This window comes from Nocardia barduliensis, assembly GCF_013315795.1.
Classification (GTDB): Bacteria; Actinomycetota; Actinomycetes; order Mycobacteriales; family Mycobacteriaceae; genus Nocardia; species Nocardia barduliensis.
In genome coordinates this window covers 70,638-88,178 of record NZ_JABLTE010000011.1, presented here as the reverse complement: position 1 = coordinate 88,178, position 17,541 = coordinate 70,638, and the positions used below count along the sequence as shown (strand labels likewise).

The following is a 17,541-nucleotide window of genomic DNA, read 5'->3' as shown; positions in this document are numbered from 1 at the left end:
TGAACGTAAGGACACCACACCATTCAGTACACCAGGAGACCTCATGAGCGAGCGTAGCGAGCGAATCATCAACGCAGAGTCCATCGGCTCCGGCGATGCCGGGACCCGCATCCTCGCCCTCGTCGGTAGCCTGCGCGCCGCCTCGGTCAACCGGCGGCTCGCCGAGGCCGCCGCGCTGACCGCGCCGGACGGTGCCGAGGTCACTCTCTACGACGGACTCGCCGACATCCCGTTCTACAACGAGGACATCGACGTCCCCGGCGCCGTTCCCGCGGCCGCGCAGGCACTGCGTGACGCGGTCGCCGAGGCCGACGGCCTGCTGGTGGTGACGCCGGAGTACAACGGCACGCTGTCGGCGGTGCTGAAGAACGCGATCGACTGGGCTTCGCGCCCGTACGGCGCGGGCGCCATCAAGGGCAAGCCCACCGCCGTGGTGAGCGCGTCGATCAGTCCGAACGCTGCGCAGTGGGCACACGGCGACACGGTCAAGGCGCTCGGTGTGGCGGGCGCGCGGGTGGTCGAGTCGGCGCACCTGCACTTCGGTGTCATCGGCGAGCGGTTCGGCGCCGGGCATCCGCGCGACGACGCCGAGGCGCTGACCCAGCTGGCCGGTACCGTGCGCGAGCTGGTCGAGGCGACGCGCGGCGAACTGGCGTCGGTGTAAGCTCCATCTCCGGTCTCGGACGAGGGTCATCGCTGCGGGCGCAGCGGTGGCCCTCTTCGTTCGCCATGGAGTTTGCTAGAAGTATGCTGACGCGTCGAACAGTGATCTGCGCCACTGTTTGATTCTAGGGTGAATCGAGCGTGCTGGTACTTCTCTCGATGGAATTTCATCGATGTGACTCGCTACATGTCGTGTTGTAGGAATCTGTCGGCCACTAGGTGTAGTGTCTTCGCTACTGGAAGACGGTGCGAGGCCCCATCCCGCAGGAGTCGGCCATCCGTGGCTGATCAGGGGATTCGAGTCCGGCTCCAGGAGTTTGCGCAGCATACGTCGATCCTGCCTCGCTAGCGACTGCTCGCAGGTCGGTCGACACGATCGGCATACGGATCTCAGGCTGTGGATCAGGCACAAGGAGAGAGGGACATCAATGACCGTCACCGTGTACACCAAGCCCGCTTGCGTCCAGTGCAACGCCACCTACAAGGCCCTCGACAAGGCCGGGGTGGACTACGAGGTCATCGATATCTCGGAGAACGACGAGGCGCGTGACTTCGTCATGGCACTCGGGTACCTGCAGGCGCCGGTCGTGGTGGCCGGAGACGATCACTGGTCGGGCTTCCGTCCCGACCGGATCAAGTCGCTCGCGACCGTGGCGGCCTGAGACGCCGCAGTGCTGGAGAGGAAGGCCACCATGCCGGAGACGACGGCGCTGGTCTACTTCTCCAGCGCTTCGGAGAACACGCATCGCTTCGTCGAGAAGCTGGGTCTCCCGGCGGCTCGCATACCACTGCACACCGCCGACTCGCTGCGCGTAGACCAACCGTACGTGCTGATCGTCCCCACCTACGGGGGCGGTCGGCATGTGCTGGGGGGCGACCGTTCCGACAAGGATTTCGTGCCGCGGCAGGTCGCGAAGTTCCTCAACGATCCGCACAACCGGGCGCTGCTGCGTGGCGTCATCGCGGCGGGGAACACGAACTTCGGCGACACCTTCTGCTATGCGGGGGAGTTGATCGCACGCAAGTGCGGTGTGCCGTACCTGTATCGCTTCGAACTCATGGGAACCGCTGAGGACGTCGAACGCGTCCGAGAGGGATTGGGATTGTTTTGGCAACAGCAACGACAGCACCGGCCGGAAAAACAGCTCGCTTAGAGCAGCCCCCGGTCCGCGGCGCCGAAGCGGGCGAGGTTCTCGACTACCACGCCCTCAACGCCATGCTGAACCTGTACGGCCCGGACGGCGAGATCCAGTTCGACAAGGACCGTGAGGCCGCCAACCAGTACTTCCTGCAGCACGTCAATCAGAACACCGTCTTCTTCCACAACCTGGACGAGAAGCTGGACTACCTGGTCGACGAGAATTACTACGAGGCAGAGGTTCTCGACCAGTACAGCCGCGAGTTCATCAAGAGGCTGTTCAAGCAGGCCTACGCCAAGAAGTTCCGGTTCCCGACCTTCCTCGGCGCGTTCAAGTACTACACCTCGTACACGCTGAAGACCTTCGACGGCAAGCGCTACCTGGAACGGTTCGAGGACCGGGTGGTCATGGTCGCGCTCACCCTCGCCGCCGGTGACGAGGCGCTGGCGAGCAAGCTGGTCGAGGAGATCATCGACGGCCGCTTCCAGCCGGCCACCCCGACCTTCCTGAACTCGGGCAAGAAACAGCGCGGCGAGCCGGTGTCGTGCTTCCCCGCCGGTACCCCCGTCGACACCAGCGAGGGCCCCCGCCCGATCGAGAGCCTGCGCCCGGGTGACCGTGTGCTGTCACACGACGGTTCGTACGCGGTAGTCGAGAAGCTCATCGAGAACTCGAATGATCAGCCGCTGATTTCGATTGCACACTTCGGGCACAAAGAGCCGATCCGGTGCACCCCGGAGCATCCGATCCTGGTCTGGACCACCCGTGACGTCGAAACCCTGATCGAGGGCGACGGCGCCGACCCGTTCAACGGCTTCGTGTGGTTGGCGGCTCAGGATGTACACCCGTCCGACTTCATCGTGACGACCGCTCCGCTCGACACGCGTGCTCGTCGCGTCTTCGATCTGATGGACGTCGTCGGCGCGGGCCGCTACGAAGAGGTCGACGGGCTGATTCGTAAAGTGAACGTGGACGCCAAGCATCGGAACAAGCAGCGGCACAACCAGAATTTCGTAGCGGTCAACCGGTATGTCGAGGAGTCCTACGAGTTGGGCCTGATCCTCGGTTGGTATCTCGCCGAAGGACATGTGTCCAAGCGCTCGGGTGTCGACGGCGTTGCGCCGAATGGCGTCCACTTCACTCTCGGCGCGCACGAAGCCGAGTACCACGTCGAGTTGGGCATGGCCTTCAAGCAAGTGTTCGGGGCCGACTTGAGCCTGCACACCAACCATTCCGACCACTCCACCCGAATGGTATGCAATAGCAAGGTTGTCGCATCGTTGCTGCTGTCGCTAGCCGGCACGGGATACGCGACCAAGCGGCTTTCACCCGAAGTCATGACCGCAGATGATGATTTCCTGCGTGGCCTGGTGGGCGGCCTCTTCCGTGGTGACGGATGCAGCACCGCCGGTGGGATGGTGCTCGATCTGGTCAATCCCGAGCTGATCGACCAGGTACAGCTGATTCTGCGGCGCCTGGGCATCGTGTCGGTGGTTCGCACCTACCTCAATCAGGCCGGGAACCCGACCGGGCAGGTATTCGTGCCCGGCCTGCCCGGCACCAATGAAGAGTTCATCTTCGACATCGGCAAGAACCTGCACAACTACACAGGGCGAAAAGGCACGAAGCGAACGACGTACCAGGTCGTTCACGGCCGCCACGTGTACGGTGTCCGAGCGATCGAGCGCGCCGAGACCGCTCCCGAGAAGGTGTACAACCTCCACGTGGAGCGTACGCACACCTACACGATCCGCGGCGCCGTCGTCCACAATTGCTTCCTCCTTCGCATCGAGGACAACATGGAGTCCATCGGGCGCTCCATCAACTCCGCATTGCAGCTGTCCAAGCGTGGCGGTGGGGTCGCGTTGCTGCTGAGCAACATTCGCGAGCACGGCGCGCCGATCAAGAAGATCGAGAATCAGAGTTCGGGTGTCATCCCGATCATGAAGCTGCTCGAGGACTCCTTCTCCTACGCCAACCAGCTCGGCGCTCGTCAGGGCGCGGGCGCGGTCTACCTGCACGCGCACCACCCGGACATCTACCGGTTCCTGGACACCAAGCGGGAGAACGCGGACGAGAAGATCCGCATCAAGACCCTCTCGCTGGGTGTGGTCATCCCGGACATCACCTTCGAGCTGGCCAAGAAGAACGAGGACATGTACCTGTTCTCGCCCTACGACGTCGAGCGGATCTACGGCAAGCCCTTCGCCGACATCGACGTCACCGAGAAGTACTACGAGATGGTCGACGACAAGCGCATCCGCAAGTCGAAGATCAAAGCGCGCGAGTTCTTCCAAACCATCGCCGAGTTGCAGTTCGAGTCCGGCTACCCGTACATCATGTTCGAGGACACGGTGAACCGGGCCAATCCCATCGCGGGCAAGATCACCCACTCCAACCTGTGCTCGGAGATCCTGCAGGTCTCCACGCCGTCGGAATTCAACGACGACCTGTCCTACGCCAAGGTGGGCAAGGACATCTCCTGCAACCTCGGGTCGCTGAACATCGCCAAGACGATGGACTCGCCCGACTTCGCGCAGACCATCGAGGTGGCCATCCGGGCGCTGACCGCGGTGTCCGACCAGACCCACATCTACTCGGTGCCGTCCATCGAGCAGGGCAACAACCTCTCGCACGCCATCGGCCTCGGCCAGATGAACCTGCACGGCTACCTGGCGCGCGAACGGATCCACTACGGGTCCGACGAGGGCATCGACTTCACCAACATCTACTTCTACACCGTGGTCTACCACGCGCTCCGGGCCTCGAACCGGATCGCGATCGAGCGCGGCGCGTACTTCGGCGGCTTCCCCGAATCGAAGTACGCCAGCGGCGAGTACTTCGACAAGTACACCGATCAGGCGTGGGAACCGAAGACCGATCGCGTCCGGCAGCTGTTCGCCGACGCGGGCGTGCACATCCCGACCCAGGACGACTGGCGTGAGCTGAAGGCCTCGGTCATGGAGCACGGCATCTACAACCAGAACCTGCAAGCGGTTCCACCGACCGGGTCGATCTCCTACATCAACCACTCCACCAGCTCCATTCACCCGGTGGCGTCGAAGATCGAGATCCGCAAGGAAGGCAAGATCGGGCGCGTCTACTACCCGGCGCCCTACATGACCAACGACAACCTCGAGTACTACGAGGACGCCTACGAGATCGGCTACGAGAAGATCATCGACACCTACGCCGCGGCCACCCAGCACGTGGACCAGGGCCTGTCGCTGACGCTGTTCTTCAAGGACTCCGCCACCACCCGCGACCTCAACCGCGCCCAGATCTACGCCTGGCGCAAGGGCATCAAGACCCTCTACTACATCCGGCTGCGCCAGATGGCCCTGGAGGGAACCGAAGTCGAGGGTTGCGTGTCCTGCATGCTGTAGTTCCGCGATAGCGAACAGGGGCCTCCCGCTGGGTGGGCCCCTGTTTCGCATTCCGGCCGCCGAGATCGCAAGCGCTTCCCTGCTGGAGCCACGAGCCGGATCCCAACCGCAGTGCCTCGTTGCCCGGTCCGACGCCGGGCTCCCGTCAGCGGCGCCAGTGCCCGGCCGCGTCTGGAATATGCTGGCGCGGAGGGCGATACGGTAGGGATAGGAAACGACGATGACTCATCTCGGCAGCAACGGCGAGCCACTTCGGCCGATTCACGACCCGAGCGTGCCGAGCAGCGCCCGGATATACGACTACGTCCTGGGCGGAAAAGACCACTACCAGGTGGACCGGGACGCGGCCGAGAAGGTGATCGCGGCGTTTCCCACCGCCCGAGTCGCGGCTCGGCAGAACCGGCTCTTCATGCACCGCGCGGTGAACACCCTCACCACCCTGGGCGTGACACAGTTCCTCGACATCGGCACCGGCATCCCCACCGAACCGAACCTGCACCAGGTAGCCCAGGCGCCGTGCCCGGAAGCGCGGGTGGTCTACGTGGACAACGACCCCATCGTGTTGAGCCACGCCCGCGCTCTGCTCACCGGTACGCCGGAGGGACGCACGGCCTACATCGACGCCGACCTGACGGACCCCGAAGCGATCCTGTCCGCCCCCGAACTCGCCGACACCCTGGACCTGAAGCGCCCGGTGGCGCTGAGCCTGGTCGCGGTACTGCATTTCCTGTCCGACGAGCAGGACCCCTACGGCATCGTCGAGACATTGCTGAATGCCCTCGCACCGGGTTCGTTCCTCGCGGTCTCGCACATCACCGCCGACCTCGAACCGGAGATCATAACCAACGCTCTGGACGTGTATCGCCAGAGCGGGGTCTACGCCCAGGCGCGCACGCGAGACGAATTCGCCCGCTTCTTCACCGATCTGGAACTACTGGAGCCAGGAATCGTCGTCTCCAACCAGTGGCGTCCGGGCACCGAATCCCCCGCATGGCTCGACGCGCAAGTGAACTGCTGGAGCGCGGTCGGCCGCAAGCGGTGAGAGGTGTTTGTCCGGCTGAGTAGTCGGCAGCGCCTGCTGAGTAGTTTGGCAGCGCCTGCGGCGCTGCGTGTTCGCGGCCTGGTATGTCTCGCGGCCGAGCGATCGAGACTCGCGCCTGCGGCGCATGCGCTTCGATCGCTCGGCCGCGAGACGGCCGCGAACGGTCGCTCGTAAGACTCGCTCCGGGCGGGGTGGGTAAGTGGTGATCGAGTTACTGGGCTGGCCGGAGGCTGTCCAGGTGTCGAGTGCTGCCGGGGCTCGGGGCTGCCGGGGCTACCGGTGCTGCCGGGGCTGCCGGGCGCTACCGAGCTGTCCGAGCTGAGCGGGGCAGTGTTCGGGGTTTCGATGGCTCGGCGGTTGCGAGGCTCGCCCGGCACGATCACCGCAGCGCTGGGATCACTTCGCGTTCGAAGAGTTCGATGCCGGAGGTGTCGTAGGCGGCTTCGGGGAAGTTGAGGATGGCGTAGCCGAGGCCGAGGTCGCGGACTCGGCGTAGGTTCTCGATGATCTGGTCGGGGGTGCCGATGGCGGCGCCGCCGTTGTGCAGTTGATCGACATAGGACTTGGCCGGGTCGGCGCCGAGGACGGGGGTCAGGCGGGCGGTCAGCGCCGCGAGGCGTTCCTCGACTTCGGCCTGGTTCGAGCCGATGGCGACGTTGAAATTCGAACTGCGGACGATCGCGTCGAAGTCGGTGCCGACGTCGGCGCAGTGCGCGCGCAGGATCTCGGACTTGCGGGTGAACTCGTCGGGGTCGGCGCTGAAATTGGTGTACTGCGCGTATTTCGCCGCGATGCGCAGCGTCTTCTTCTCACCGCCTCCCGCGATCCAGAGCGGAATGCCGCCCTCCTGCAACGGAAGCGGACGGACGATCGCGCCGTCGACCTGGTAGTACTTGCCGTCGAGGGTGGCCTTACCCGCGGTCCACGCCTGCCGGAAGATCTGCACACCTTCGTCCAGGCGGCCCAGCCGTTCGCCCGCGGACGGGAAGCCGTAGCCGTAGGCGCGCCACTCGTGTTCGTACCAGCCACCCCCGATGCCCATCTCGGTGCGGCCGCCGGAGATCAGGTCGACCGTCGCGGCCACTTTGGCCAGGTAGGCCGGATTGCGGTAGCTGATCGCGGTACACATCTGGCCCAGCCGGATGCGCGCGGTGGCGGCGGCGAACGCCGACATCAGCGTCCATGCTTCGTGCGTCGCCTCCTCGGTGGGTACCGGGACGGTGTGGAAGTGGTCGTACACCCACAGCGATTCCCACGCCGGGTTCGCATCGGCGCGCTGGGCGAGGTCTCGCATCACCCCCCACTGGTCCGCCGGGTCGATGCCCACCAGGTCGAGCCGCCAACCCTGCGGAACGAAGATGCCGAAGCGCACGAATATCTCCCTCGTGTGTACCCGAACCGCCACGGCGAGCGCCGCGGCTTTCCTACCTCACTGTTCCCAGTCCGCCGCGGGCTGGCAACCGTTCGGCGCTCGACGCACCGAATTCCGGCCACGTGCCGGGCTGTCTCGTTCGCGCTACCACCAGGTCTTCACGAGCCAGCACGCCGACGAGAGTGAAGGGTCGAGCCGATGGCGGTCGAGCACACCTCCCGAGACCCCCGCGAAACCTGCTGGCGCGCGACACGGCGAATGCCGCACGCTGGAACCGTATGAACGAAGTAAGACATTCGAACGAAGAAAGACAACCTCGACTCGGCGTCGATTTCGGCCGCGTGATCCAAGGGGCGGCCATGGCGCCGGGTGACGAGGACACCGTGTTCCTCTCCGGCGGGCTCGAGCAGGCGCTGCGCACGCCGCCCACCACGGGCGCCTTCGATGTCCTGCCGCGCCTGGTCCGGCGCTTCGAGGGCCGCGCGTGGGTCATCTCCAAATGCGGACCCCGGATCGAGCAGCGCACCCGCCAGTGGCTCGATCACCACGACTTCTACGACCGGAGCGGCATCGCACGCGACAATGTGCGCTTCTGCCGGGCACGGGCGGACAAGGCCGTGCACTGCGCCGAACTCGGCATCACGCACATGATCGATGACCGCCTCGACGTGCACCGCGCACTGCGCGATCTGGTGCCGTACCGGCTCCTGTTCGGCGTGCAGCGCGAGCCGATTCCGGCATGGGTGCGCCACGTCCCCACCTGGGACGACGTGGAGCGCGCGGTGCTGGAGACGACCGGCGCGGCGTGACCTGCTCCGGGACGGAACCGGGTATTCCGCCGGCCCCAGGGCTGACCGAGCGTTCCACCCACCATCGACGACGTGGCCCAGCCGATGGTCCGGCAGGTGAATCTCGCGTGGTGGCGACTTCTGTCGACTCGCGGTCACCGCTGCGAAAGCGCGAGGTCGGCCGAACGCTCGCGAGGCGTCCGGCCGACCCTGCTCGTCCGGTTCTACGCGCCGGTGAACTTCGTCCCGGCGACGGACTTCGACGGCTCACCGTCGACACCGACCGGGATGTCACCCTCCAGCGTCGTGCGGTACAGCACGCGGGTGACGTCGAGATGGTCGAGGTCGCTCGGCGCGAGATGCGCGGTGGCGCGGTTGTCCCAGAACGCCAGGCTGCCGGTCTCCCAGCGGAACCGGACCGTGTACGCCGGGTTGGTCACCTCGTCGAACAGCAGTTTCAGCACCGCGTCACTCTGGCTCGGCCGCAGGCCGACGATGCGGGTCGTGAAGCCCGGGTTGACGAACAGCGCTCGCTCGCCGGTCACCGGGTGCACCCGGACCACCGGATGCTCCGTGATCAGGGGCGCGGCGGCGACCTTCTTGGCGTAGTCGCTGTCGGCGTCCCAAGCCGGTCTGCTGCCGCCGAAGCGGTGCTCGGCGCGCAGCCCCTCGACGAACCGTTTCAGCGACTCCGGCAGGTTCTCGTAGGCGGCGACGAGATTCGTCCAGCCGGTGTCGCCGCCTCGCGCCGGGGCGATCTCGGCGCGCAGGATCGAGGCCGCGGGCGGGTTGATCAGCGCGGAGACATCGGTGTGCCAGTGATTGGTGTAGCTGAATTTCCGCACACCGAACCGCTTCTCGTACAGCCTGCTGTCGACCGCGAGGATCTCCGGGTGCTCCGTCGGCGCGTCGTCGTCGTACGGGTGCGACGGCGTGACCGCGCCGAACCGGCGGGAGAAGGCGATCTGCTGAGCGTGATCGATGTGCTGGTCGCGGAAGAACAGCACCTTGTAGGTGTGCAGCGCGTCGGTGATGGCCGCGACCTGCTGGTCGGTCAGCGGCTCGCGCAGGTCGACGCCGGAGATGTCGGCGCCGATGTAGCCGGCGACGGGTGCGACGTGCACCGCGTCATCGGTGGCGTTCGAGACGGGGGTTTCGTGTACGGCGGTCATCGGAAGAACTCGTTTCGGGATAGCGGATCAGGGTCGGCTCCAGCCGGAGATGCGGGTGTTCGGTCGGGCGACAAGCGCTGCCGCACGTCCGCATGAAGTCGACGACGCGTCGCCTGGTCAGCGCGCGGACGACGACCGCGTTCCGCGCGCGGCGAGCCTGGACAGGGGCGGTCATGGTCAGCCGTTCGCCGGTGCCCGCCACCGCGACAGGCGGCGTTCGAGGGTGACCAGCAGGCCGTTGAAGCCGAGGCCGAGCAGCGAGATGGCGAGGATTCCCGCGTACATGTTCGGGATCGCGAAGTTCTGCTGCGCGGCGGTGATCAGGTAGCCCAGCCCCGCCCTGGCCCCGAACATCTCGGCGGCCAGCAGCACGAGGATCGAACTGGCGGCCGCCATCCGCAGTCCGGTGAAGACGGACGGCAGCGCCGCGGGCAGAATCACCTTCTGGAACAGGCGCAGCGGTGAGAACCCCAGCGAAGCGGCGGATTTGACGAGCAGCGGATCGACGGTGCGCACACCGGTGATGGTGTTCAGCAGGATCGGGAAGAAGCTCGCGTAGAGCACGATGGCGACCTTCGAGGTCTCGCCGATGCCCAGGATCAGCAGGAAGACCGGGAGCAACGCCAGCGCCGCGGTGTTGCGGAACAGCTCGAGGATCGGGTTGAGGAAGTCCGCCACCGGCTTGTACCAGGCGATCGCGATGCCCACCGGAATACCGGCGAGCAACGCGAGCGAATACCCCGCCAGCGACCGATTCAGGCTTGCGGAGAGGTGGGTCCACATCTCACCGCTGGCCACCAGGTCGGCGAACGCCTGGGCGACCACGGAGAACGGCGGCAGGAACACCTCGTCCACCAGCCCGAGAGTCGGAGCGACCTGCCACAGCAGCAAGAACAGCGCGATCACGACCGTCGGTTTGAACACCCGCCAGGCCAACCGGCGCACCGCCCGCAGCGCCTGCCCCACGGTGGTGGGTTCCGCCTCGGCCGGTCGCACCGGGATCGGTCGGGTGGGCGCGGCCGTGTGCGCGTGCACCGGCCGCTCGCTCAGCTGGATGGCGCTAGACATGGGCCGTCCTCTCGATGGTGGATTCGGCATCGGCCGGGTGCTCGGACAGGGACTCGAGTTCCAGGCTCGCCGCCCGCTGGACTTCGCTGTGCAGCAGCGTCCAGATCTCGTGGCGGTAGTCCCGGAAGCGTTCGGACGAGCGGATGTCGTCGTCGGTGTCCCGATCGATCTCGACGTCGACGATGGCCTTGATCCGGCCGGGCCGCGAGGTCAGCACGGCGACCCGCTGGCCGAGATAGACCGCCTCGTCGATGCCGTGGGTGATGAACAGGACGGTCTTGCCGGTGGCCCGCCAGATGCGCAGCAGTTCGTCCTGCAACGACTCCCTGGTCTGCGCGTCGAGCGCGGCGAACGGCTCGTCCATCAGCAGCACCTCGGGATCGAACGCGAGGCTGCGCGCGATCGCGACCCGTTGCTTCATGCCGCCGGACAGCTCGTGCGGGTAGCGATCACCGAAACCGGAGAGGCCGACCAGTTCCAGATAGTGCTCGGCGAGCTCGCGCCGCGCCTTGCGGCGCAAACCCTTGGCTTCCAAACCGAATTCGATATTCGCCCGGGCCGTGCGCCAGGGCAGCAGCGCGTACTGCTGGAAGACGATGCCGCGGTCCAGGCCCGGCCCGGTGATCGGCCTGCCGTCCAGCAGGATCTCACCGGATGTCGGCTTACTCAGTCCGCCGAGCAGGTCCAGCAGCGTCGACTTGCCCGAGCCGCTGGGCCCGACCAGGACCAGGAACTCGCCCTCGCGCAGCTCCAGCGAGATGTCCTCGAGCGCGGTGAACCGCTCCCGGGAGCCGCGCACCGCGAACTGCTTGTGCACTCCGGTAAGCGATAGTTTTGTCGCCGTGGTCATTTCGCGGCCACCACCTCTCCGGTCGGTCCCGCCTCCGGCTGATACTTGCCGTTGGCGTACGGGTTGAACTTGTTGGTGTACAGATCCCTGGCCTGCAACTTGCCGTTCGGCAGTTCGCCGTTGCGCACCAGCCAGTCGATCCAGATCTGCAGTTCCTTCTCGGCCACCACCGCGCCAGGCACCGGGATGCCGGAGCTGAGCCAGTACGGCACCAAGCTGGTGTTCTCGTTGCGGCCGCGCTTGCCGATGATCTGGACGAACCGCTCGCGCACCTGATCACGCGGCGTCACCTGCAACCAGCGGATCGCGCGGGCGGTGCCCTGCACGAAGTCCGCCACGGCTTCGGAGTTCCCGGCGATGAAATCGTTGCGGAAGACGTAGGTGCCGTAGTCGAACGTGCCGAAAATGGCTTTGTCGGTGTACAGCGGGTGCAGACCGCCGCGCTGGAGGGCGGTGTCACGGAAGACGCTGCCCAAGGCGCCGACGTCGACCTGCCCCTTGCGCAACGCGTCCTCGGTGTTGGCCGGCGGCACGACGACCAACTGCACCTGCTCGACCTCGTCGGCGGTGAGACCCTGCTGGTGCAGCCACTCCCTGGTGATGAATTCGTGGTGCGCGCCGAGGGTGTTGACGGCGACCTTCTTGCCGATCAGATCGCGGGCCGAGGTGATGGGGGAGTCGTCACGCACGTAGTAGCCGGTGAACGACTGCTCGTCCGCGCCATAGGAACTCAGCACCGAGGTGACCTTCGCCCCGCCCGCGATCAGCTTCACCACAGCGCCGTTGAACGCGCTGCCGAAATCGACCTGGTTGGTCGCCGCGGCCTGGATATTGGCGGGGCCACTGGTGGTGTCGCCCTCCCAGTGCAGGCTGATCTTCGTGAAGAAGCCGAGGTCGTCGGCCAGCTCGAAGGGGGTCACCTGGCCGGTGCTGCCCTGGTAGCGCAGCACGGTCTTGCCGTCGGCGGTCTTGGCGGGCGCGGACTCGCCGCATCCGGTGAGCACTGACAGGCCGGTGAGCACGGCGACAGCGGTGGAGAGCGCGCGGACGACGCGCCGGGTGGGTAGGGGGATAGGCATTGTTCGTTCTTTCGAAGACGAGAGGACGCCGTGCGATTCGATGCCCGGCATCCGGCGACACCACAGCGGAGCGATGCGGAGGTGGCTGACCGCGCGGGATTCGGTCACAGACCTGGGCCGCGCTGCTTCAGCGGCAACAGATTCCGTGCGGAACGCGCATGAAGTCGACCGCGCGGCGGCGGATCAATGCGGTTGCTGTCGACATTCGGGACTTCCATGAGCTGTTGCTGAGGTGTGGCGGGGGCCGGGAAGGTCTGTACGCCTGCTTGACAAACACTGTTCCGGTTCCCAGCCATGGGAGCAACAGTTCGACGCCGACTGCGTGTAACCCTGTGATTCCGGCACGGCAGGGTTTTCGGCCGTGCCGTCGCGGGCTCGGTGCACGAGGGGTTGTGCTGGGCGTAAAGCGGCTTCGGTCACAACGGCAGGTCGTAAGGTGATCATTGTCTCCGAAGCGAGGTAAGCTGCACGAGGACGTTTTCGCGTCCGTGCGATGTTGAGCCGAATGGTGCGGATTCCGAGATCCGCGGCGACGACGAGAGGGAGGTGGGGTAGCGATGCGCAGCGAACCTCCCAGTCGAAGGCCGCGCGGCGCCGCCCCTTCGCATTCCTGATCGAGTCGCGACGGCAGGGGCCGGCGCCCGCGGTGTGAATTCCGCGTTCTCCGTTCACTCACGCATGTGCTGAGGTCCCCCCATGTCGCAGACCGACATCATCGAAGTACGTCCGACGCTGTCCGAATCCCTGCAGGACATCGTCGATACCCGTCGCGTGGACGCCGCGCTGGACTGGCTCGGCAACCATCCGCCGCACGTCATCGCCGACCAGCTCGCCCGCATGGACGCGGTGCGCGCCGGTATGGCGTTCCGCCTGCTCGACAAGGATCTGGCGCTTGCCGTGTTCGAGGAACTCGAGCCGGTGGACCAGCAGCAGATCCTGCAGGGGCTGCGCGATCAGAGCTTCCGCGACCTGGTCGAGGGCATGGCGCCCGACGACCGCGCCCGCATGCTGCGCGAGGCGCCCGCCAAGGTCGCCAAGAAGGCACTGGCCGGGCTGAGTCCGCGCGAGCGGCGGATGACCGCGAGCCTGCTCGGCTACCCGGAGGGTTCGGCGGGCCAGTACATGACGCCGGAGGTGGTGGCGCTGCCGCGCGACCTCACGGTGGCCGAAGCGCTCGGTATGGTGCGCACCAAGGGCGGCAACGCCGAGACGGTGTACACCCTGCCCGTCGTCGACGCGGGCAGGCGGCTGACCGGGATCGTCGAACTGCGGGAGTTGGTGCTCAGCAAGCCCGAGACGATGGTGTCGGAACTGGTCGTCACCGAACCCGCCTTCGCGCGCGCCACCGATTCGGCGGAGAAGGCCGCCCGGTTGATGCGCGAGACCAACGACATCAACCTGCCGGTGGTCGACAGCGAGGACCGGTTGGTCGGGCTGCTCACCATCGATGACGCAGTCGAGGTGATCGAGGCCGCCGACAGCGAGGACGTCGCGCGGCAGGCGGGTTCCGCGCCGTGGGAGGGCCACTACATGGCCGCCGGGGTGTTCCAGCTGGCCCGCTACCGCGCGCTGTGGCTGCTGCTGTTGCTGTTCGCCGCGACGCTCACGGTGAGCGTGACCGATTTCTTCGAGGGCACCTTGCAGCAGGCCGCGCACCTGGCGCTGTTCATCCCGCTGCTGATCGGCGCGGGCGGCAACGCGGGCGCGCAGGCCGCCACCGCCTGTGTGCGTGCGGTGGCGGTCGGCGAGGTCCGCGCGTCGGATCTGCTGAAGGTGATCTGGCGGGAATGCCGGGTGGGCCTGGTGCTGGGCTCGCTGCTGGCCTCGGTGGGCCTGGCGATCGGCGCCCTGTTCGTCGGACCGCGCATCGCCTTGGTCGTCGGCATCACCCTGATCCTGATCTGCGGCTGGGCGGCCACCATCGGCGGCACCATGCCGCTGCTGGCCAAGAAACTGCGTATCGATCCAGCGGTCGTCTCCGCCCCGATGGTCACCACCCTGGTCGACGCCACCGGCCTGATCATCTACTTCACGACGGCCAAGTTGGTGCTCGGAATCTGAGAGTCAGCGCTGCGGCCCGAGTGACGCCGCGAGAGCGCACCGGGCGGTCGCCGGAGAAACGACGCGAGCCCGGTGCCCGCGATCGCATCGCGGGCACCGGGCTCGACGCGGGTTCGCTCAGAACTCCCAGTCTTCGTCCTCGGTGTTCACGGCCTTGCCGATGACGTAGCTCGAGCCCGAACCGGAGAAGAAGTCGTGGTTCTCGTCGGCGTTGGGGGACAGCGCCGAGAGGATGGCCGGGTTCACCTCGGTTTCGTCCTTGGGGAACAGGCCCTCGTAGCCGAGGTTCATCAGCGCCTTGTTGGCGTTGTAGCGGAGGAACTTCTTGACGTCCTCGGTGAGGCCCACCTCGTCGTAGAGGTCCTGGGTGTACTCCACCTCGTTGTCGTAGAGCTCGAACAGCAGCTCGAAGGTGTAGTTCTTCAATTCCTCGCGCTCGGCCTGGGTGACCAGCTCGAGGCCCTTCTGGTACTTGTAGCCGATGTAGTAGCCGTGGACCGCTTCGTCCCGGATGATCAGCCGGATCATGTCGGCGGTGTTGGTGAGCTTGGCCCGCGACGACCAGTGCATCGGCAGGTAGAAGCCGGAGTAGAACAGGAAGCTCTCCAGCAGCGTCGAGGCGACCTTGCGCTTGAGCGGATCGTCGCCGTTGTAGTACGACAGCACGATCTCGGCCTTGCGCTGCAGGTTGCGGTTCTCCTCCGACCAGCGGAACGCCTCATCGATCTCGCGGGTGGAGCACAGTGTGGAGAAGATCGAGCTGTAGCTCTTGGCGTGCACCGACTCCATGAACGCGATGTTGGTCAGCACCGCCTCTTCGTGCGGGGTCAGCGCGTCGGGGATCAGGCTCACCGCGCCGACCGTGCCCTGGATGGTGTCCAGCAGGGTCAGGCCGGTGAAGACCCGCATGGTCAGCTGCTTCTCGTCGGCGGTGAGGGTGTTCCACGACGGGATGTCGTTGGAGACCGGCACCTTCTCCGGCAGCCAGAAGTTGCCGGTCAGCCGGTCCCAGACCTCGGCGTCCTTTTCGTCGGGCACCCGATTCCAGTTGATGGCCGACACCCGATCGATCAGTTTCATCCTGCCTCCACGCCTTTCCCGAGCACGCTGCCGTCACGGAATGTCTACCCCCGGAACACTACTCCTTGTGGGTGACATGTCCGCGTAGCACAACACCTTGTGTCGCCGCGGCGCACGTCCGCCGGGTGTGAGAAGGCGGCGACGCGCCGCGCGCGGCCCCCTATTGTGCGGCACGCCCCGGTGGGTCACCACACCGGTGCCGGTGACCCGAATTGATCGCTGAAAGTTTGCCATATGGTTGGCGCATGGTGAGGGCGCGGGGTCGGCAACCCGGCACACAGGTCCGGGTGCGTGTATTTCCCTGGCCGCGAAAGCGTTGCCGGACGCGCCGATTCACCGATTCGCGGCGGCGCCGCGCGGCGGACAGTGCCGCAAGTCACCGGGCGCCCAGTGGGAGTTCTGGTCGCGGTCCCGGTCTGACCCGCCCGCTCACCTGCGCCGATCGGCCCTGCCGAGCGGCTACGTTGGGCCGAGGGTGTCCCACGCGTTTGGAAGGAGTGAGGGTTATGACCAGTCCGATCACCACCCGTCCGGTACTCGGCGACATGACGATCTTCGCAGGCGTGCTCATCCTCGTCGCCGGTGTGCTGCACCTGCTGACGGCCGTCGCGGCGATCGGCGGCCGCGAGGTCTTCGTGGTGACCGAGGACCAGGTGTTCCTGGTCGGCGTCGCCGCATGGGGCTGGATCCACCTGTCGATCGGGGTGCTGGTGGTGATCGCGGGCCTCGGCATCGTGACCGGAAAGCCCTTGGCCTTTCTCGCCGGTCTCGTCCTGGCGGCGATCAGCATTCTGGACAACTTCCTGTTCGTGTCGATCTACCCGTTCTGGGCGCTGGTGCTGATCGGCGTCGACGTTCTGGTCATCTGGGCGCTGGCCAGGCAACTCGCCGCCGGATAACGCCGCGGGACCAGCCCCACGGCGGGTAAGGGACGCCGCGAACCAGCCGTTGCCTACCGTGGCGGCCGACCGCCGGGTGCGCCGCCGGGCGGTCGCCCACCCGGCTGCGCACCGGGGGCGTTACCCGACTGAGTGTTCTTGGATTTCTCGGCGACGCCCACTGTGAGCGAGACCCGCAGGCCCGACGACGGCGCGCCCGTCACGGTGGCCAGTTCGGCGTCCCAGCCGTCGCCGAAGACGTTGTCGGAGGCGAGCGTGACCTGGCTCAGGTTGGTGACGCTGCGCGCGTAACCGGAGTCGTGGGCGAACACCGCCTCGCAGGATTCATGGGGGAGCGCGATCTGCGAGGTCAGTCGCGCGTTCTGGCCCGCGACGGCGGTTTCCAGCGAGTCGTAGACCTCGAAGTGGATGTGCGGCCAGCGGCCCGAGTAGCAGGCCGGGAAGATCGACGTGAAGTTCACTTTGCCGTCGGCGCCGGCCACCTGCACGCCGCGCAGATAGTTCTGCTCGGTGACGCCCTCGCTGTAGAGCGAGTAATTGCCGTCCCGGTCGCAGTGCCACACGTACACCGCCATGCCCGCCCCGGCGGCGCCGCCTTCGGCCAGGTCGCGCAGCGTCAGGTCGAGCGTCATCGGGACGCCCTGCGCGACACCGGAGTACGAGCCGAACGAGGTGGTGATGTCGCTGCGCACCACACCGGACTCGACCAGGACGTTGGGCCCGTTCGACCCGTCGCCCGGATACGGTCCCGCGGTTTCCTGCGGGGCGGCCGCGGTCGCGCCGGATTGCGTGGTGGTCGCGGCCGCGGTCCCGGTCGTGGTGGACGCCGTCCCGCTCGATCCCGGCGCGCAACCCGCCACCGCCGCCGCCCCCGCGGTCGCGCCGAGGAAGAACAGGGCGCGGCGCCGGGACACCATCACCTTCATGTCGTGTGCGAGGCCG

14 protein-coding genes and 1 pseudogene are annotated in these 17,541 nt (G+C 66.5%); 8 read left to right on the top strand and 7 right to left on the bottom strand.

From position 1 onward, the window contains the following. The first annotated feature begins 43 nt into the window (after nucleotides 1-43). The 5 genes and pseudogenes from HOV91_RS07730 (at nucleotide 44) to HOV91_RS07710 (ending at nucleotide 6,230) form a co-directional block, all read left to right on the top strand. Nucleotides 44-664, top strand: coding sequence for an NAD(P)H-dependent oxidoreductase (locus HOV91_RS07730; RefSeq protein WP_174184759.1), 621 nt, complete (start codon nucleotides 44-46; stop codon nucleotides 662-664). Between the two features lie 427 nt (nucleotides 665-1,091). Next, nucleotides 1,092-1,325, top strand: a complete 234-nt coding sequence (gene nrdH / locus HOV91_RS07725; protein ID WP_043729459.1) for a glutaredoxin-like protein NrdH — start codon at nucleotides 1,092-1,094, stop codon at nucleotides 1,323-1,325. A gap of 30 nt (nucleotides 1,326-1,355) precedes the next feature. After that, the gene (gene nrdI / locus HOV91_RS07720; protein WP_174184758.1) at nucleotides 1,356-1,817 is read left to right on the top strand and encodes a class Ib ribonucleoside-diphosphate reductase assembly flavoprotein NrdI; all 462 of its coding nucleotides are present in this window, start codon (nucleotides 1,356-1,358) and stop codon (nucleotides 1,815-1,817) included. A 32-nt stretch (nucleotides 1,818-1,849) separates the two neighbouring features. After that, nucleotides 1,850-5,188: pseudogene (gene nrdE, locus HOV91_RS41220) on the top strand (class 1b ribonucleoside-diphosphate reductase subunit alpha); the annotation flags it as partial. Nucleotides 5,189-5,408: 220 nt separating this feature from the next. Next, nucleotides 5,409-6,230, top strand: coding sequence for an SAM-dependent methyltransferase (locus HOV91_RS07710; RefSeq protein ID WP_174184757.1), 822 nt, complete (start codon nucleotides 5,409-5,411; stop codon nucleotides 6,228-6,230). Between the two features lie 379 nt (nucleotides 6,231-6,609). On the opposite strand, the gene HOV91_RS07705 is transcribed toward HOV91_RS07710, so the two are convergent. Then, nucleotides 6,610-7,602: an LLM class F420-dependent oxidoreductase gene (locus tag HOV91_RS07705; RefSeq protein WP_174184756.1), complete on the bottom strand. Its 993-nt coding sequence runs from the start codon at nucleotides 7,600-7,602 to the stop codon at nucleotides 6,610-6,612. Nucleotides 7,603-7,880: 278 nt separating this feature from the next. Between HOV91_RS07705 and HOV91_RS07700 the strand changes: the two genes are divergently transcribed. Further along, entirely contained in the window at nucleotides 7,881-8,411 is a 531-nt protein-coding gene (locus HOV91_RS07700; RefSeq protein WP_174184755.1) for a hypothetical protein, read from the top strand. 203 nt (nucleotides 8,412-8,614) lie between these two features. Here HOV91_RS07700 and HOV91_RS07695 read toward each other — a convergent pair whose 3' ends face one another. The 4 genes from HOV91_RS07695 to HOV91_RS07680 form a co-directional block, all read right to left on the bottom strand. Next, nucleotides 8,615-9,562 (bottom strand): TauD/TfdA dioxygenase family protein, encoded by a 948-nt coding sequence (locus tag HOV91_RS07695; protein WP_174184754.1) that lies wholly within the window; start codon nucleotides 9,560-9,562, stop codon nucleotides 8,615-8,617. 177 nt (nucleotides 9,563-9,739) lie between these two features. Then, nucleotides 9,740-10,630, bottom strand: a complete 891-nt coding sequence (locus HOV91_RS07690; RefSeq protein ID WP_174184753.1) for an ABC transporter permease — start codon at nucleotides 10,628-10,630, stop codon at nucleotides 9,740-9,742. Then, nucleotides 10,623-11,480: an ABC transporter ATP-binding protein gene (locus HOV91_RS07685; RefSeq protein ID WP_174184752.1), complete on the bottom strand. Its 858-nt coding sequence runs from the start codon at nucleotides 11,478-11,480 to the stop codon at nucleotides 10,623-10,625. The genes HOV91_RS07690 and HOV91_RS07685 overlap by 8 nt, the downstream gene beginning before the upstream one ends. Beyond that, entirely contained in the window at nucleotides 11,477-12,559 is a 1,083-nt protein-coding gene (locus tag HOV91_RS07680) for an ABC transporter substrate-binding protein (RefSeq protein ID WP_174184751.1), read from the bottom strand. The genes HOV91_RS07685 and HOV91_RS07680 overlap by 4 nt, the downstream gene beginning before the upstream one ends. 696 nt (nucleotides 12,560-13,255) lie before the next feature. On the opposite strand from HOV91_RS07680, the gene mgtE reads away from it, so the two are divergent. Further along, the gene (mgtE, locus tag HOV91_RS07675; protein WP_174184750.1) at nucleotides 13,256-14,620 is read left to right on the top strand and encodes a magnesium transporter; all 1,365 of its coding nucleotides are present in this window, start codon (nucleotides 13,256-13,258) and stop codon (nucleotides 14,618-14,620) included. Nucleotides 14,621-14,737: 117 nt separating this feature from the next. Here mgtE and nrdF read toward each other — a convergent pair whose 3' ends face one another. Further along, on the bottom strand, nucleotides 14,738-15,700 hold the full coding sequence (gene nrdF, locus HOV91_RS07670; protein ID WP_174184749.1) for a class 1b ribonucleoside-diphosphate reductase subunit beta: 963 nt from the start codon (nucleotides 15,698-15,700) through the stop codon (nucleotides 14,738-14,740). Nucleotides 15,701-16,206: 506 nt separating this feature from the next. On the opposite strand from nrdF, the gene HOV91_RS07665 reads away from it, so the two are divergent. Continuing rightward, nucleotides 16,207-16,599 (top strand): DUF7144 family membrane protein, encoded by a 393-nt coding sequence (locus tag HOV91_RS07665; protein ID WP_174184748.1) that lies wholly within the window; start codon nucleotides 16,207-16,209, stop codon nucleotides 16,597-16,599. A gap of 53 nt (nucleotides 16,600-16,652) precedes the next feature. Here the strand turns inward: HOV91_RS07665 and HOV91_RS07660 are convergent, their stop codons facing one another. Next, nucleotides 16,653-17,525, bottom strand: coding sequence for a dioxygenase family protein (locus HOV91_RS07660; RefSeq protein ID WP_174184792.1), 873 nt, complete (start codon nucleotides 17,523-17,525; stop codon nucleotides 16,653-16,655). Nucleotides 17,526-17,541: the final 16 nt, after the last annotated feature.